Origin of the sequence: Saccharopolyspora antibiotica, from assembly GCF_047200635.1 — a bacterium.
In the GTDB taxonomy this organism is placed as follows: Bacteria; Actinomycetota; Actinomycetes; order Mycobacteriales; family Pseudonocardiaceae; genus Saccharopolyspora_C.
Window position 1 is genome coordinate 100,507 of record NZ_JBJZOI010000006.1, and the last position, 15,340, is coordinate 115,846.

Here is a 15,340-nt window from a genome sequence, read left to right on the forward strand (position 1 = left end):
TTCAACGCCTTCCGGTCAGGGGATCACTCGCTGAGCAGGCTGGAGCTGTCGGAGAACTGGGAGAGCCGGAAGATGACGAACTCGGCCGGTTTCACCGGTGCCACCCCGATCTCGCAGACGACCTGCCCCAGGTCGATCGAGTCCTGCGGGTTGTTCTCCCGATCGCACTTCACGTAGAACGCCTCGGCCGGGGTGCGGCCGAACAGCGCGCCGTCCCGCCAGGTCTGGGTGAGGAAGGCGCCGATGTTGCGCCGGATGCTCGACCACAGCCGGTCGTCGTTCGGCTCGAACACGACCCACTGGGTGCCGAGCAGGATCGACTCCTCCAGGTAGTTGAACAGCCGGCGCACGTTCAGGTAGCGCCACGCCGGATCGGAGGAGAGCGTGCGCGCGCCCCAGATCCGGATGCCGCGCCCGGCGAACGCCCGCACGCAGTTCACGCCGATCGGGTTGAGCAGGTCCTGCTCGCCCTTGCTCAGCGTCGTCTCCAGGTCGACCGCGCCGCGGATCACCTCGTTCGCGGGCGCCTTGTGCACGCCGCGCTCGGCGTCGTTGCGCGCCCAGACCCCGGCGACGTGGCCGCTCGGGGGCACCAGCTTGTTGCGCCCCGACGACGGGTCGAACACCTTGATCCACGGGTAGTACAGCGTCGCGTAGCGCGAGTCGTACCCCGCCTCGTCCATCCGCCAGGTCCGCACCTGCTGCGCGTTCAGCCCCGGCGGCGCGTCCAGCAGCGCCACCCGGTCGCCGAGCTGCTCGCAGTGCGAGATCGCGGCCAGCTGCACGGTCTTCACGCCCTCGGCGTCGATCAGACCGCGCTGGTGCGCGCTCATCAGGTCCGGCACGGCGACGATCGTGATCTCGTCGATGGCTTCCAGGCCGCCGAACCCGGTGCGGGCGGCCAGGTCGCCGACGTACTCCTGCGCGTCCACCTTCGCCGGGGTCGTCGCGCTCGGCGGCGTGGCCGGGACCGCGACGCTCTGGTTGTCCGGGCGGGCGAGCGCGCCGCTGGACTGCTCGGTGACCTCGATGAGCTTGGAGTTCTCGCGGACCTGGTTGACCACGTAGCTCTTGACGTTCTTGCGGGCGGAGACGTCGTGGGTCTCGGCGATTTTGCCGCCCTGCCGCACCACCAGCTTGAACCGGTCGTCCGGCGGGTTCTCCCCGTCCGCGTCGGCGACCTCCACGGTGATCTCGGAGGTCGTGACGCCCAGCGCTGCTACCCGCAGCCCGCCGAGTTCCACCGGAGCCGGCGCGGGAACGGCGGGCGCGGCGGCCTCGGAGGGCCCGCCGATCCGCACCACGTAGGCGGATCCGCCGCCGTTGGCGAAGTAGCCGTAGACGGCGTGCGCGAGGTAGCCGTCGTCGAACCCGCCGAAGTGGCGCACGTACTGGTTCCAGTTCGTCACCAGCGTCGGCTGGTGGAAGGGCCCCTGCGGCGCGAAGCCGACGAAGGCGGCCACCGCGGTCCCCACCCCTTCGATCGGCCTGGCCCCGTTCTGGACCTCCTCCACGTACACGCCAGGGGAGAGGTACGACGGCATGTTCGCTCCTTCGCTGCGGCGTCCGTGCACTCAGGAGCCTCGCGACCGCACGACCGCGCGACCAGGTCCACCCGACCTCCACCGAGGGCAGCACCGGTGCCTTCCGGGGCAGCCCCGCACTGCCCGGGCAGGCACCGGGCGCCCGACTGCACCGGCACCGGGCGCGCCCCTCGGCCGCGACCGTCCCGGCCCGCACCGTCCTCGACCTGGTGGGGAAACCTCGGTGCCCGCCGAGTTGCCCGATCGACCCTTGTCCTGGGAACGGGGCCCGGTTGGATGAGGTCAGCGATCCTGCGAGGAGCCCGGCCATGCCGATGCGCGATCACTCCCACGACCGGCCACGCGGCGCTGAGCGGTCCGGTCGAGGGGCCACCGCGCCCCGCTGCGCGCCTTCGCCGGGCACCGCCCCCGGCGCCGAGGTGCTGCGCTTGCAGCGGCTCGTGGGCAACGACGCCGTGGCGCGGATCTTCGACCGCCCGGAGCACCGCGCGGAGCGCGGGAGCGGTGCGGGGATCGCGGTCGCCCGGATGATGAGCGTCGCGGCGTTCAACGACCAGATCCAGCAGCACCGGAGGGGCAAGAAGATCCTCCCGGTGCAGCAGGCGCTCGCCGAGTACCACGCGCTGAGCGTCGAGGACTACGAGGGCAGGAGCGCCAAGCTGGAGCTGCTCCAGCGAACGATCACGACCTACCTGGAGCGGTCCAAGACGAAGGAGCACCGGGAGGCCGTCGAACAGCTCAGCTCCGAGGCGGGGCGGGAACCCGCCCTCAAGCTGGGCAAGCTCCTCCGGATGGCGCGGCGCCACGAAGCGGTGTACCGACGGCTCCTGGAGGTGAAAGCGCGACCCGACGCGGTGGAACAGGTTCGGCTCCTGCAGCGGGCGCACGACGAAGTGCTGGCGCTCACCTCGGCGGAGCAGGACGACGATCTCGGCCTCATCGGCGTCGGCGTGCTCGATTGGATCACCCAGATCGCCGGGAAGATGATCACCACCGGGAACGCGGCGCAGCAGCACCGCCTCGGCGAGGGCGACGTGGACAAGCTCGCCGAGATGGCCGCCGACGACGCGGTGCCGGACGTCACCCGGAACATCCTGCGGGAGCTGCTCGCGAACCGGGGGATCATCGACTACCGGAGCGGTACGCCGGGCACGACGTTGTCGAGCGATCCGGAAGGCCGCAAGTACACCCTGAAGAACCTGGCCGGCCAGCCGTTGGGGACTCCGGAGCGGTTGGGTTCCCTGGCCCACGAGCTCACCCACGTGAGCGCGGGAGAGGCCTACGAGAACACCCCGGTCCTGCTGCTGCTCCGCAGGAACCTGGGAGATGACGAGATCAGGGACGTGGTCAGGCAGCGCTCGGAGGTGCTCGATCGCCTGAACGCGCTCGTGGACGCCCATCCGGGGCTGGATCCGCAGCGGGTCGAGACGATCAAGTGGAAGCTCTCCTACGGCGGCTCCGGCGGCAAGGTCGAGACGTACGCCCAGAACTACCTCCGGGCGGGGAAGATCGACCAGCCGACATACGACGCGCTGCTCCGCTACGAGAACCTCGCCGCTCCCCGCAGCGGCGTTCTCGTCGAGTTCGACACCGTGCTCAACCAGCTGCTGGTGTGGTTCCACCTGTGGGGGATCGATCAGCGCTCCGAGCTGTACGGGTTCACCCTCCGCGCGGCGGAGCGCCAGCGGCGCGAGCGCCGGGGGTGATGCCCGGTGGAGGGACGGCACCGGCCCCGGGATTGCCCGGTGGTGTGCCCCTCCGGGCATTCCCGGTGGGCCCGCGCGACCGGTACGACGGGTGCACCCGCCTGAGCGAGGAGGAGCGATGCGAGAGCGTCATGACCACGAGGCCGCGAAGACCGCGTCCGGGGCCGAGCGCAAGCGCGTCGATCCGGTCCGCACCGCGGGGAGCCCGGTGTCCGGCGTCGCGGCGAGCGTGCTCCGCCTGCAGCGGACCCTGGGCAACGCCGCGGTGGCCCGGATGGTCGAGCAGGCCCGGGACGAGGCAGCGGTGCAGCGGTTCGCGGACGAACCCGTGCAGCGGTCCTCCGTGCGCAGCGTGCTCAGCTCGTCCGGGAAGCCGATGGAGGAGCCGGTGCGGCAGGAGATGGAGTCGAGGCTCGGCGCGGACTTCTCCGACGTCCGGGTGCACACGGGTGCCACCGCGCAGCGCTCCGCCGCCGAGATCGGGGCGCGCGCCTACACCTCCGGCAACGACGTCGTGCTCGGCTCCGGCGCCTCGGACAAGCACACCCTCGCCCACGAGCTCACCCACGTCATCCAGCAGCGCTCCGGGCCGGTCGCGGGCACCGACAGCGGCGACGGCCTCAAGATCTCCGATCCGTCGGACCGCTTCGAGCGCGCGGCGGAGGACAACGCCCGCCGGGTGATGCGCGGCCCGGAGGGCGAGCGGGAGTCCTGATCAGCCGAGCGGCTGGGCCAGCGAGACGATGATGCCCGCGGGGCCGCGCACGTAGCAGAGGCGGTAGGCGTCCTCGTACTGCTCGATCGTCCCGAGCAGCGCACCGCCGTGCTCGCGCAGCCGATGCGCGGTGTCGTCCACGTCGTCGACGGCGAACATGACGCTGCGCAGCCCCATCGCGTTGGGCGGGGCGGGCTCGCCGCCGACCGCGGCCGGTTCGCGGAACCTCGTCAGCTCCAGCCGGCCGTGCCCGTCGGGAGTCCGCATCATCACGATCTCGACCCGCACACCGTCGATCCCGTTGATCCGGTCCACCCACGCCCCCTCGACCGGGGCGCGACCCTCCACCTCCATCCCGAGCTCGGTGAAGAACCCGATCGCCGCGTCGAGGTCCTCGACGACGACCCCGACGTGATCCATCCGCAGGACGCCCATGCGATGACGGTAGGCGGTGCGGCGGAACAGCGGTACTCGCGGAGCGAGGGCGCCGGGGCCCGCCGGCCGATCGCCGGACCGGCGGCGCGCGGCCGGTGCCGGCGCGGCAGCGGACGCGCCGGGGAGTTCGCCGCCGGGCCCGGACGGCCGATCGCCTACCCGCCCCCGCCGAAGTCGGCGTCCAGGACCAATCTGCCGAGCTTCGCGTACTCCTGGCGGATCGCCGCGAGGAGGTCTTCCATCGACACCGCTCTGCCCGCTTCGGCGGCCAGGTAGGCGGCGGTGACGGCGCAGGCCCGGATGGAGCCACCGGCGAGTTCGAAGCGGTCGGCGCAGCGGTCCAGGTCCAGGTCGTCGGCCCGGGGAAGGGCGTCGCCGAGGCAGCGGTCCCACAGCGCCCGCCGCTGCGCCGGTCCGGGCACGGGGAAGTCGGCGATCACGTCCAGGCGGCGGGTGAAGGCCTCGTCCAGGTTCGCCCGCAGGTTCGTGGTGAGGATCGCGATGCCGTCGAAGGATTCCATGCGCTGCAGCAGGTACGCCGATTCGACGTTGGCGTAGCGGTCGTGGGCGTCCTTGACCTGGGAGCGCTTGCCGAAGATCGCGTCGGCCTCGTCGAACAGCAGGACGCCGTTCACCCCCACCGCCTCGGTGAAGATGCGCTCCAGGTTCTTCTCCGTCTCGCCCACGTACTTGTCGACCACCGCGGACAGGTCGACGACGTAGAGGTCCACGCCCAGCTCGTCCGCGACGACCTCGGCGGACATGGTCTTGCCGGTGCCGGACTCGCCCGCGAACAGGGCCATCACGCCGCGTCCTCGTCCGCCGCCGGGGCGCATCCGCCACTCGCCGAGGACGCGGTCCCGGTGCCGGGCCCGGATCGACAGCTCCGCCAGGGAGCGGAGGGTCGGCGCGGGAAGCACGAGATCGTCCCGGCGCACGGCGGGGACGATCCGGCGGGCCAGGCGTTCCAACCCCGCGCCGTTCTGCGCGCGCACGCCCGCGCGCACGTCCTCGGCGGTCACCGGGCGGGCCTCGAAGCGCGCCCGGCGGATCGCGACCGAGGCCGCCCGGCGCACCTGCTCGGTGCTGAGGCGGTAGGCCGGGAGGTGCTCCGCCCCCTCCGGCGGGGCGCCTCCGGCGCGGGCGAAGGCCTGCTCCCACTGGCGGGAGCGCAGCGCGGCGTCCGGTTCCGGCAGCGCCACCTCGACCGGGGATTCCCGCGACCAGGACGGATCCCACGAGCGGGAACCGTGCAGCAGCAGGGGAATTCCGGAATCCGTCAACCGCCGCAGCTGGGCGGGAGCGGCCACGGAGTCCACCGGGCCGAGGACCAGTCCCGCCCGGCGCAGCCGGACCTCCCGCACCAGCTCGGCGATCGGGAAGTCCGCGTCCAGGGCGGCGGGGTCCAGGACCAGCGCCGCTCGCCCGCTCGCGCCGAGCGCGTCCAGCGCCCACCGCTCGGCCTCCTCCGAGCCGCGCAGGTGCACCGCCCCGGCTCCCGAGTCCAGACCCGCCGCCAGCCGCTTCACCAGCTCCCCGGACGCCTCGGTCACCCCCGCGACCACCCGCACCGGGCCCGTCAGCGACGGATCGAGGGCGTCCTCCCCGAGCAGGTGGCCCACCACGCGGTCCGGGACCCGCAGCGGGCGCGACAGCAGCGGGCGCTCCGGCTCGCGAACCTCCAGCAGACCTCCCGCCACCAGCGGCGAACCGGGGGAGAAGCGGAAGCGGTCCGCCCCGGCCGTCGGCATCCCGCACAGCTCCAGGGCGAGCCCGACCGTCGCGTGCCTGCGGGTGACGTCGTCGTTGAGGTAGCCGTACAGGCGCTCGAAGCGCGGGTCCAGCTCCGGGGCCAGGGCGATGAGCAGGAACTCGGCCGCCCCGGCGTCCAACGAGAAATCCGCAGCCAGGCGGGCCGCCCGCGAACCCCCCTCGACCTCCGCGACCGGCTCGGCGGTCCCGGCCGTCCACGCCGGGGACGGCGTGGCGAGAACCTCGCGCACCAGTTCCTCGGTCAGGTACAGGCCCCGGTACGGGTCGTCGCGGTCCGGGCCGGTGCGGGCGTCGACCGCCGCGCGCACCCGCCGTTCGAGCGCGGCCAGCCGTTCCCACAGCGGCGGGTCGCCGACCGTCATCGGGGTCCCCGCTTCCGGCGCCGGGGGGCCGGGCGGGCCCGCGCGGCGGAGAAGGGCGCGCCCTCGGCCGCGCTCCTCTCGTAGCGCAGGTGGCGGTCCTGCTCGCCGAGCTCCCCGCGCTCGTGGGCGGTGGACTCCGCCCGCAGCAGCACGCCCTCGGTGACCGGCGGCCCGGCGGGTTCCAGATCCCCGGCCAGCGGCGCGGTCACCCGCAGCGGGATCGACGGCTTGAGCTCGCCGCCCAGCGCCGACCACACCTCCGAGGACGACCGGCCCTCGGCGGGCTCGCCGCCGGTGGCGAGCGGGACGGTGAGCGCGAGCTCGGCCAGGGTGCCGGTGAGCCAGCGCTCGGCGAGCACCTCGTGCCGCACCAGGCCGCGCAGCACCTGCGCCAGCAGCCGGTGCTCGTCCTGCGGCCGGTTCGTCCAGGCAGTGACCAGGTAGGACAGCTGGAACCAGTGCGGCGGGCCGTACCAGCCGAGGACGGTGCCCGCCTCGTCGCGCCGCTCCACCCGCCCGCTCCGGTGCCTGCCCGCGTCCTCGCGGATGTCGTAGAGGAACACGTTCACGGTGGGGGCGTTGCGCCGTGCGGCCCAGTCCGTCGTGGGCGGGTCGAAGGCCAGTTCCACCCCGGAGCCGGGCACGCCCTCCTCGGCCAGCAGCAGCCGCAGTCCCTCGTCGACCTCGTGGATCACCGCGCGCTCCTCACCGGCGCCCCAGCAGCGGGGGTGGCACCGTCGGGGCGACCACCAGGAACGGGGTCGGGATGTGCACCGGGCTGAACCCGTTGCCGGTGGCGGTGATGTCGCGCGGGCCCAGCTGGTCCTTGGGCAGGATCAGCAGTTGCGCGGCGAACGTGCCGTCACCCCGGGGGAACGCGGGCGCGGCGGCCGCGGTGATGCCCGGCGTCCAGTGCAACCGCACCGGCACCCCCGGCGGGAAGTCGAAGCCGCGGACCGAGGTCACGAAGCCGGGCTCGCCGACCTCCGGCACGGCGATGATCCGCGGTCGCAGGACGCGGTAGGGGGTGCGCGCCACGTTGTCGGCCGTAGTGGTGTCGGTACCGGTGGTGCGCACGGTGGCGACGATCTCGGCCTCCAGCGCGTCCCGCGGCGCCAGCACCAGCACCACCGGCCGCTCCGCCCCGGGCGGCAGGTCCGGCAGCAGGCACCGGCTCGCGGTGCAGCCCGGCGGCAGCGCGGTCACCGGGATCCCCGGCGGCAGCGCGATGTCCAGCTCCAGGCCGGTCGCGGGGGAGCGGCCCGTGTTGCGGACGGTGAAGGTGACGTCGGTGCGGCCGCCCGCGTAGGACGGGTTCGGCTCAGCCCGCACGCTCACCCCGGGGCCGGCCGGCGGCGGCGGTGGCGGCGGCGGTCCCGGCGCGCGCACCGGGATGACGGTGGTGGCGGTGTTGTCGGCGGGGCGGTTGTCGCGCATCCGGCCGTCGACCTCCCACCGCACCGGCTGGTCGCCGCCCTCGACGCCGACGACGGTCGCGGTCACCCGCACCGTCCGGTCCGGCCGCAGCAGGCCGAGATCGCAGCTCCGGGCCGCGCACTCCCCGGTCGAGGAGTCGATCCCGGTCAGCCGCGCGCCGTCGGGGACGGTCAGCTCGACGCGCGAGCCGGGCGAGGCGGCCGGGCCGTGGTTGGTGACCTGGGCGGTCACCCGGACCTCGTCGTCCAGATCGATCTCGTCGGTGCGTCCGGGCGCGGTCACCTCCAGGTCGACCGTCGCCTGCCAGGTGGCTTCCTTCTGCCGGCCGGGGAATCCCCGCGTCAGCGGGGTGATCCGGCCCGTCCGCAGGTCCACGATCGACTGGTGCTCGGGGGCGTTGACGCTCTCCCGCTCCGAGAACACCGCGCTGGTGCCGTCCGGCGACCAGCTGAAGTCGCGCGGCTGGAAGTGCTCCGGCGGGTCCGCGCCGTCCCCGGGCTTGTCGCGGCAGGCGTCCTCCGCGTCGGGCAGGAGCACCGAGCAGGACCCGTCGTCGAGCTCGTAGCGGTACAGGCCGTGCGGTTCCCGGTTGAACACCATGCTCCGCCCGTCCGGGGAGAAGGCGGCGCTGTCGTCGACCACCAGCTGCGGGCAGTCGCAGATCTCCTCGGTGACGTTGCGCTGCTGGCCCAGGTTCCCGGCCTGGGCGAACCAGACGTGGTTGTAGCGCTGCTCGTCCGGCACGATCAGCTGCCCGCGGCTGAACGCGAGCCGCTCGCCGTCGGGGGAGAAGACGGGCTGGGTGTCGTCCTCGGCCGGGTTCCGCGGCGGCACCCGGTCGACGATCTCGCCGGTCGCCACGTCCACGATCACGATCCGGCTCTTCCCCCGGTCCTGGTCGCCGGGCTGGCCCCCGGGGGATCGCCGGGCCACGGCGATCCGCCTGCCGTCCGGGGACCAGGCGGCGTCGGTCTCCCAGTCCCCCGGCTCCCGGTCCGCGATGCGCAGTTCCCGCCGGTTCGTCCCGTCGGAGCCCACCAGCTCGATCCGCTGCTCCCGATCGCCCGCGGGCCCGCGGAACACGCTCACCGCGATGGTCGAGCCGTCCGGCGAGTAGGACTGCCGCTGCGTCCACGGGTCGTAGTCCGGGTCGGGTTCGAAGAGGCGGTTGGAGTCGTCGACGGCCAGCGGGTCCTCGTGCAGCACTTCCACCCCGAGGCTGCGCGGATCGCTGCCGTCGGGCCGGATGTCCTGCAGCACCGCGACGTTGGCGGCGGCGGTGGGGCGCTCCACCAGCACCCGGCCGTCCGGCAGCGGGGCGGGCGAGGAGACGTCCCGGGGCCCGTCGACCACCAGCACCGGCGGGCTCGTCGTCGGCGCCGAGCGGGCGTCGGCCAGGTGGGCGCCGGTGGCCCCGCGCCCGCCGGCCCCGATCCGGTCCCGGCTCAGGAACAGCAGCGAGTTCCCGTCCGGACGCCACACGGGCCAGCTGCTCGACCACCGCTCCTGCGCCCCGCCCAGCAGCGGGACGCCGATCGTCGCCTGCTGCCCGGAGAGCACCCGCACCTGCCGGTCGTCGGTGCCGTCGAGGTCCCCGTCCGCGTCCCAGGCGTAGGCGATGCGGTCCTGGTCGACCGGGTTCCACGCGGGCTGCACCGCCCCTCCGGTCGGCTCCCGGGTGCGCGGCAGCGAGAGCCCGCCGGACACCTCCCGGGTGTAGATCTGCCAGCGCCCGGTGGCGTTGCCGGAGAACGCGAGCCGCTCGCCGTCCGGCGAGAACGTCGGCCAGGTCTCGTCGACCGGGGAGGTGGTGAGCCGCACCACCCGCTGCCCGTCCACCCGCGCCAGCCACAGCTCGCGCTGCCGGCCCGTCGCGCCGGCCTCGGCGGAGTCGAACACCACCCACCGCAGGTCCGGGGACAGCTTCGGGTGCGCGGCGTCGCGGCCGCTGGTGAGCTGGTGCACCGCTCCCGCGCGGTCCCGCAGGTACACCTGCGGGGTCGCCTCGTCGCGGAGGCTGGTGAACACCACCAGGCCACCGCGCGCGTCCGGGTCCCGCGCGAAGTGCCCGCCGTCGAGGAACGGCTCGGACGGGCCTCCGCCATCGCCCGGGGAGACGCCCAGGCTCCGGTGCCCGGTCCCGGAGAACGCGATCCGCGCCTCGTCCGCCGGTGGCCCGGGTTCCTGCGCGGTCGCGGCGGGGAACCAGATCAACCCGCACAGCACCACGAGCACCCCGGCCACCGCGACCCCGGACCGTGCCGACCGGACCACGCCCATCCCCGACCTCCCCCGCTCGCTCCCGGCTGATCCTGGTCAGCGAGCGCGGTTCCGCCGAGGGCCCGGCAGGCACCGCCGCGGGAAGCGGTGCGGGGACTTTCGGGCAACGGCCGGGCTAGATCAGGCCCTGGCGCATCACGTGCCCCACCGCGTGCGCGCGGTTGCGCAGCTGGAGGCGAGTGGTGACCTCGTGCAGGATGTTCTTCACCGTTCGCTCCGAGTAGGACATCTTCACCGCGATCTCCCCGGTGTCGAAGCCCTCCGAGATCAGCCGCAGCACCTCCACCTCCCGCGCGGTGAGGGTGGACAGGTTGAACCCCGCGTCGGCGGAGCCGCGCTGCAACCGGCCCACGTGATCCAGCAGGCTGCTGAGCACGTCACCCGGGAGCACGCCCTCCCCGCGCACCAGCGCGGTGATCAGCCCGACGACCCGGTCCTGGTCGGCCTCCGCCCGCCGCAGCACCGCGGCGACCCCGCACTCGATGGTGATCCGCAGCGCGTTCTGGCCGAACTCGCCGACGACCAGCCCGGTCCGCGTCGTCGGCGTGCGTTGCAGGCGCCGCAGCAGCAGCACCGCCTCGTCGTCCACCCGGTCCACCACCACCAGCGACACCTGGGCGCGCTGCTGCTCGTCCGGGCCGAGCACCTCCACCTCGGGACGCGGTCGCAACAGCGCGGTGACACCGGCCCGCAACAGCGGGTCGCCCGCGTGCACTGCCACGGGCACTCTGCTCGTCATCTCCGCTCTCCTCATCTCGGGACGGGTGTGGTCCGGTGCCGGGCAGCGGATCGGCGTCGGCGGGGGCAGCCGGCTTGCCCGCCCGCTGCCCGCGCGTCCCTGCCGCCGCCGTCGCCGGGCACCTAGCTTTCGTCGGGTGAGCACCTCAGCGGAACTGGAGAACACGACGATCGTGGTCGCCCCGGGCGGGGAGGCCACCACGAACCTGGTGGTGCGCAACGGCACGGACATCGTCGAGGCCTACGAGTTCGAGGTGGTCGGCGACAGCGCGGCGTGGGCGACCGTCGAGCCCGAGCGCCTCTCGCTCTACCCGGGGACGCAGGGCACCGCGACCGTGGTGCTGCGCCCGCCGCGCTCGGCCGAGGTGCGGGCCGGGGAGGTCCCGCTGGGCGTGCGGGTCCGGCCGGTGGAGCGCCCCGATCTCGTCTCGGTTCCCGAGGGCACCGTGCGCGTCGAGCCGTTCCAGCAGCTCCGCGCCTGGCTCGCTCCGCAGCGCCGCCGCGCCTGGCGCACCGGTCGCTACCGCGTCGTGCTGCACAACCAGGGCAACGCGCCGATCGAGGTGCCGCTCACCCCGAGCGACCCGGCGGAGGAGCTGGGCTTCCGGCTGGAGCGGGAGCGGCCGGACGTCGAACCCGGCGAGCAGGTGGAGATCCGGCTGCGCGCGCGGGCGGGCGGGCTGATCTGGTTCGGTTCCCCCGCGTCGAAGCCGTTCCTGGTCACCGCCGCGCCCGTTCCGGTCGGTGGCGCGGAACCGGTCGCGGCGGGATCGCCGGGGGCAGCGGCCGAACCGGCGGCGCGGCCCGAGGACCTCGACGGCGAGCTGCACCAGCTGCCGATCCTGCCGCGCTGGCTGCTCGCCCTGCTGGCGCTGATCCTCGCGCTGCTGCTGCTCTGGTTCTTCCTGGTGCGCCCGGAGGTGCGCAGCGCCGCCCGGGAGGCCGCTCAGGAGCGGGCGCAGGAGATGGCCGAGCGGGGTGAGCTCGCCCCGCCCGCTCCCCAGCCGCAACCCGAACCGGAGCCCGAGGAACCGCCCGGACCGCCGGAACCACCCGGATCCGGAGACGGACCGGGATTGAACACGACGCCGAACGGAGGACAGTTCTCCCGAACCATTCGAGTGACGACCGGCGGCGGGGAGACCGGATCCGCCGCGTTCGACGTCCCGGACGGAAAGGTCTTCTTCGTCACCGACCTGGTGCTCGCGAACTACCAGGGAGATGAGGGGGTGCTCACCGTATTCTTCGGGCAGCGGCAGTTGACGACGATCGCGCTGGAGACCTTCCGCAACCAGGACTACCACTGGGTGACGCCGATCGAGATCCCCGCCGGTGAGTCGGTCAGCGCCCGGGCGACCTGCGCGCTGCCCGGGACCCCGCCGTCGGGCAGGCGGTCTGCGGGGTGCGTGGAGGTGCTCAACGTCAGCGGCGTGCTGCGCGATCTGCCGCGCTGACGGCGAAAACCGCCGCGTCGCGCGGATCGGCCCGCGCCCGCCCGCGCTCCGGACACTCGTCATGCCCCGCTCTCCCCGATTCCCTCGCCGCCACCCGCCCGGCGCCCCTGCCGTCAGCGAATCACGAAACTCCGGACCGGGCCAGGAAGATTCGCGGGAAGAAGGAAGCGGTGATTCTGCCGATGAGATCGACCGCGCTCGGCTGAACGAGTGGCATTCGGCTTCCATTCGGGTGCACCCGGAGGCGTCGTGGAAAAGTCGTTTCGGCGAAACCGGATGCGTCCTCCGAGATGATTGCGAAAGTCGTTGTGCCGGACCCGTGATCACGGGATGATGGGAAACCGGAATTACCGGGAAAACGGGCAGATCGCCGGTATCGCAACGCCGCGACCGAATTCTGGCGCGGCATCGCGGTGCGGGCCGCTTTCGGCACGCGCCGCCGGGGCAGGAGTGGTGCGGACATGGCGCAGGTCGGATCCGGGGAACCCCCACCGGACTTCGCGACCGCCCTCCGCCACCGCCGCCTCGGCACCGGGATGACCCAGGAAGAACTGGCCCGCCGCACCGGCATCAGCACCCGCGCCATCGGCGACCTCGAACGCGGCCGGGTCGCCCGTCCCCAGACCCGCACGCTGCGCGCGCTGGCCGCCGCGCTCACCACCGATGAGGCCGAGCTGCGCGCGCTGCTGCCGCGCGGCGGTGCCGAGCCGGCCGCATCCGAACCCGGCTGGGGCGGGTTGTTGTGCGCGCCGCCACCGGAGATCGCCGATTTCACCGGCCGGGAGCGGGAGCTGGCCGAGCTGCGCGCGCGGCTCGCGGACCGCCGCGACTCGCACCGGGCGCCCGTGTTCGTCATCACCGGTGCGCCGGGGTCGGGCAAGTCCGCCTTCCTGGTGCGCGCCGCGCACCGGCTCGCCGACGCGTACCCCGGCGGGTGCTTCCACCTGCCGCTGGGCCGGGGGCCGGTGGACGTCGCGCACGTGCTGGGCGTGCTGCTCGGCGCGCTGGGAGTGCCCTCCCGCAGGTTGCCGGAGGGGACGGACGCGCGCTCCAGCCTCTACCGCTCGCTGCTGCGGGACCGGAAGGTGCTGCTGCTGGTCGACGACGTCACCGGTGAGGAGCAGGTGCGGCCGCTGCTGCCGAGCAATCCGGACTGCCTGGTGCTGGTCGCGGGCCGCCGCGGGCTCGCCGGGCTGGAATCGGTCGGGCGGGTGCCGCTGGACGTGCTCGCCCCCGCCGACTCGGTGCGGCTGCTGGCCGCGATCGCCGGAGCGGAGCGGATCCGGCGCGAGCCCTCGGCGAGCCTGGCCCTGGCCGGGCTGTGCGGGCACCTGCCGCTGGCGCTGCGCATCGCGGGCAACCGCCTCGCCGAACGGCCGCGCTGGCGGGTCGCGGACCTGCTTCGGGTGCTCGACGACCCCTCCGGTCGGCTCACCGAGCTCACCGCGGGCGACCTGCGGGTGCGGCCCGCGTTCGAGGCCTCCTACCGGCTGTGCGGTGATGTGGCGCGATCGGTGTTCCGGCGGCTCTCGGCGGTCGAGGACGGCGAGATCGCGGTGCGGCGGGTGGCGGTGCTCGGGGAGGTCGACGTGGACTCCGCCGGGCGGGCGCTGGAGGAGCTGGTCGACCTCGGGCTGCTGGAGTGCGCCGCGGGCGGTGGGAGCTACGAGCTGCCCGCGCTGCTGCGGCTGTTCGCCGCCGAGCGCTGCGCCGCCGAGGAACCGCTCCCGGCGCTGCGCGCCCGCGCCACCGCCCTGGCGGGGCGGGCGCCCGCGCGCCACCACGCCCTCCGCCGTCGCGGCGCGGGGTGCTGACCGCCCCGCCGACACGCGGTCGGGCTCACCGCCGGTGCCGCGCGCGGGTCGCTCGGCGGCGGCGGAGGTCGGGGCGCTGGTCAGGCGTCGGGGGTGTGGTCCACGATGTTGCCCCATGCGCACCGTCGTCCTGATCAATCCCTCGTCCCGCCGCGCCGCCTCCGTCGCGGCCGACGTCGTGCGCCGGTTCCGGGTGGTCTCGGCCGTCCGGGTCGTGCTGGCCCGCGACGCCGCCGAGCTCGCGGCCGGGGCTCGCACCGCGGTCGCCGACGACGTCGACGTGCTGGCCGTGCTCGGCGGTGATGGCAGCGCGCACGCGGCGGTGCAGGCCTGCGCGGGGGCGCGCACCGCGCTGGCGATCATCCCGGTGGGCACCGGCAACGACCTCGCCCGCGCGCTCGGGCTGCCGAGCGACCCGCTCGCCGCCGCCCGCGTGGCCACCGACGCCGTGCAGGGCGGGCAGCGCCGGGCCGTGGACCTGGGCCGCGTCGTCGGCGGGCAGCGCTTCGCCACCGTGCTCTGCGCCGGGTTCGACGCCCAGGTCAACGCCCGCGCCAACCACTCCCGGCTGCCCATCGGGCGCGCCCGCTACGACGTGGCGCTGCTGCGCGAGCTGGCCGAGCTGCGGGCGATGCCGCTGCGGGTGGAAGCCGACAACGTGGTGCTGGACGTGGCCGCGACCTGCGTCGCGGTCGGCAACACCCCGTTCTACGGCGGTGGAGTCCCGATCTGCCCCGAGGCCGATCCGACCGACGGTCTGTTCGACGTCACGGTCGTCGGCGAGATCAGCCGCGCCGACCTGCTGCGGGTGCTGCCCGCGATGCGCACCGGCAAGCACGTGGAGCACCCCGCCGTGCGCACGGTGCGGGCCCGTTCGGTGCGATTGGGCGGGACCAACGGCTGGACCGCGTTCGCCGATGGCGAACCCCAGGTCCGGCTCCCGGTGAGCCTGCGCTGCCAGCCGGGGGCGTTGCGGGTGCTCGCACCGGCCACGGCCACCCGCGACGGCGAGGCGGCGTGACCGGCGCGCCGGGTGCACGGTTGCGACGGGCGTCGGGGGGATGTGAAAGCCTAGTCAGGTG

At 74.3% G+C, this 15,340-nt stretch carries 11 protein-coding genes; 5 read left to right on the forward strand and 6 right to left on the reverse strand.

Translation table 11 applies throughout. The features are described 5' to 3' along the window. Positions 1 to 23: 23 nt before the first annotated feature. A complete protein-coding gene (locus ACL03H_RS06160) occupies positions 24 to 1,544 on the reverse strand; it encodes a phage tail sheath family protein (RefSeq protein ID WP_412810111.1) in 1,521 nt (506 codons plus the stop codon). 428 nt (positions 1,545 to 1,972) lie between these two features. On the opposite strand from ACL03H_RS06160, the gene ACL03H_RS06165 reads away from it, so the two are divergent. Together ACL03H_RS06165 and ACL03H_RS06170 are read left to right on the forward strand one after the other, a co-directional pair. Beyond that, positions 1,973 to 3,250, forward strand: a complete 1,278-nt coding sequence (locus ACL03H_RS06165) for a hypothetical protein (RefSeq protein WP_412810112.1) — start codon at positions 1,973 to 1,975, stop codon at positions 3,248 to 3,250. Positions 3,251 to 3,368: 118 nt separating this feature from the next. Continuing rightward, positions 3,369 to 3,965 carry an eCIS core domain-containing protein gene (locus ACL03H_RS06170; protein WP_412810113.1) on the forward strand — a complete coding sequence of 199 codons (597 nt, stop codon included), beginning with the start codon at positions 3,369 to 3,371 and terminating at the stop codon, positions 3,963 to 3,965. On the opposite strand, the gene ACL03H_RS06175 is transcribed toward ACL03H_RS06170, so the two are convergent. The 5 genes from ACL03H_RS06175 to ACL03H_RS06195 all read right to left on the reverse strand — a co-directional run bounded on the left by ACL03H_RS06175 (position 3,966) and on the right by ACL03H_RS06195 (position 10,991). Next, positions 3,966 to 4,400 (reverse strand): VOC family protein, encoded by a 435-nt coding sequence (locus tag ACL03H_RS06175; RefSeq protein ID WP_412810114.1) that lies wholly within the window; start codon positions 4,398 to 4,400, stop codon positions 3,966 to 3,968. It lies immediately after the preceding gene. A gap of 155 nt (positions 4,401 to 4,555) precedes the next feature. After that, positions 4,556 to 6,535, reverse strand: coding sequence for an ATP-binding protein (locus ACL03H_RS06180; RefSeq protein ID WP_412810115.1), 1,980 nt, complete (start codon positions 6,533 to 6,535; stop codon positions 4,556 to 4,558). Further along, positions 6,532 to 7,230 (reverse strand): Pvc16 family protein, encoded by a 699-nt coding sequence (locus tag ACL03H_RS06185; RefSeq protein WP_412810116.1) that lies wholly within the window; start codon positions 7,228 to 7,230, stop codon positions 6,532 to 6,534. Before ACL03H_RS06185 ends, ACL03H_RS06180 begins: the two co-directional genes overlap by 4 nt. A gap of 10 nt (positions 7,231 to 7,240) precedes the next feature. Continuing rightward, positions 7,241 to 10,252: a hypothetical protein gene (locus tag ACL03H_RS06190; protein WP_412810117.1), complete on the reverse strand. Its 3,012-nt coding sequence runs from the start codon at positions 10,250 to 10,252 to the stop codon at positions 7,241 to 7,243. 115 nt (positions 10,253 to 10,367) lie between these two features. Further along, a complete protein-coding gene (locus tag ACL03H_RS06195) occupies positions 10,368 to 10,991 on the reverse strand; it encodes a helix-turn-helix transcriptional regulator (protein WP_412810118.1) in 624 nt (207 codons plus the stop codon). 136 nt (positions 10,992 to 11,127) lie between these two features. Between ACL03H_RS06195 and ACL03H_RS06200 the strand changes: the two genes are divergently transcribed. From ACL03H_RS06200 to ACL03H_RS06210, 3 genes are all read left to right on the forward strand, one after another. After that, positions 11,128 to 12,444: a COG1470 family protein gene (locus tag ACL03H_RS06200; protein WP_412810119.1), complete on the forward strand. Its 1,317-nt coding sequence runs from the start codon at positions 11,128 to 11,130 to the stop codon at positions 12,442 to 12,444. 461 nt (positions 12,445 to 12,905) lie between these two features. Next, positions 12,906 to 14,258 carry a helix-turn-helix domain-containing protein gene (locus ACL03H_RS06205; RefSeq protein WP_412810120.1) on the forward strand — a complete coding sequence of 451 codons (1,353 nt, stop codon included), beginning with the start codon at positions 12,906 to 12,908 and terminating at the stop codon, positions 14,256 to 14,258. A gap of 115 nt (positions 14,259 to 14,373) precedes the next feature. Then, positions 14,374 to 15,279, forward strand: coding sequence for a diacylglycerol/lipid kinase family protein (locus ACL03H_RS06210; RefSeq protein ID WP_412810121.1), 906 nt, complete (start codon positions 14,374 to 14,376; stop codon positions 15,277 to 15,279). Positions 15,280 to 15,340 lie beyond the last annotated feature (61 nt).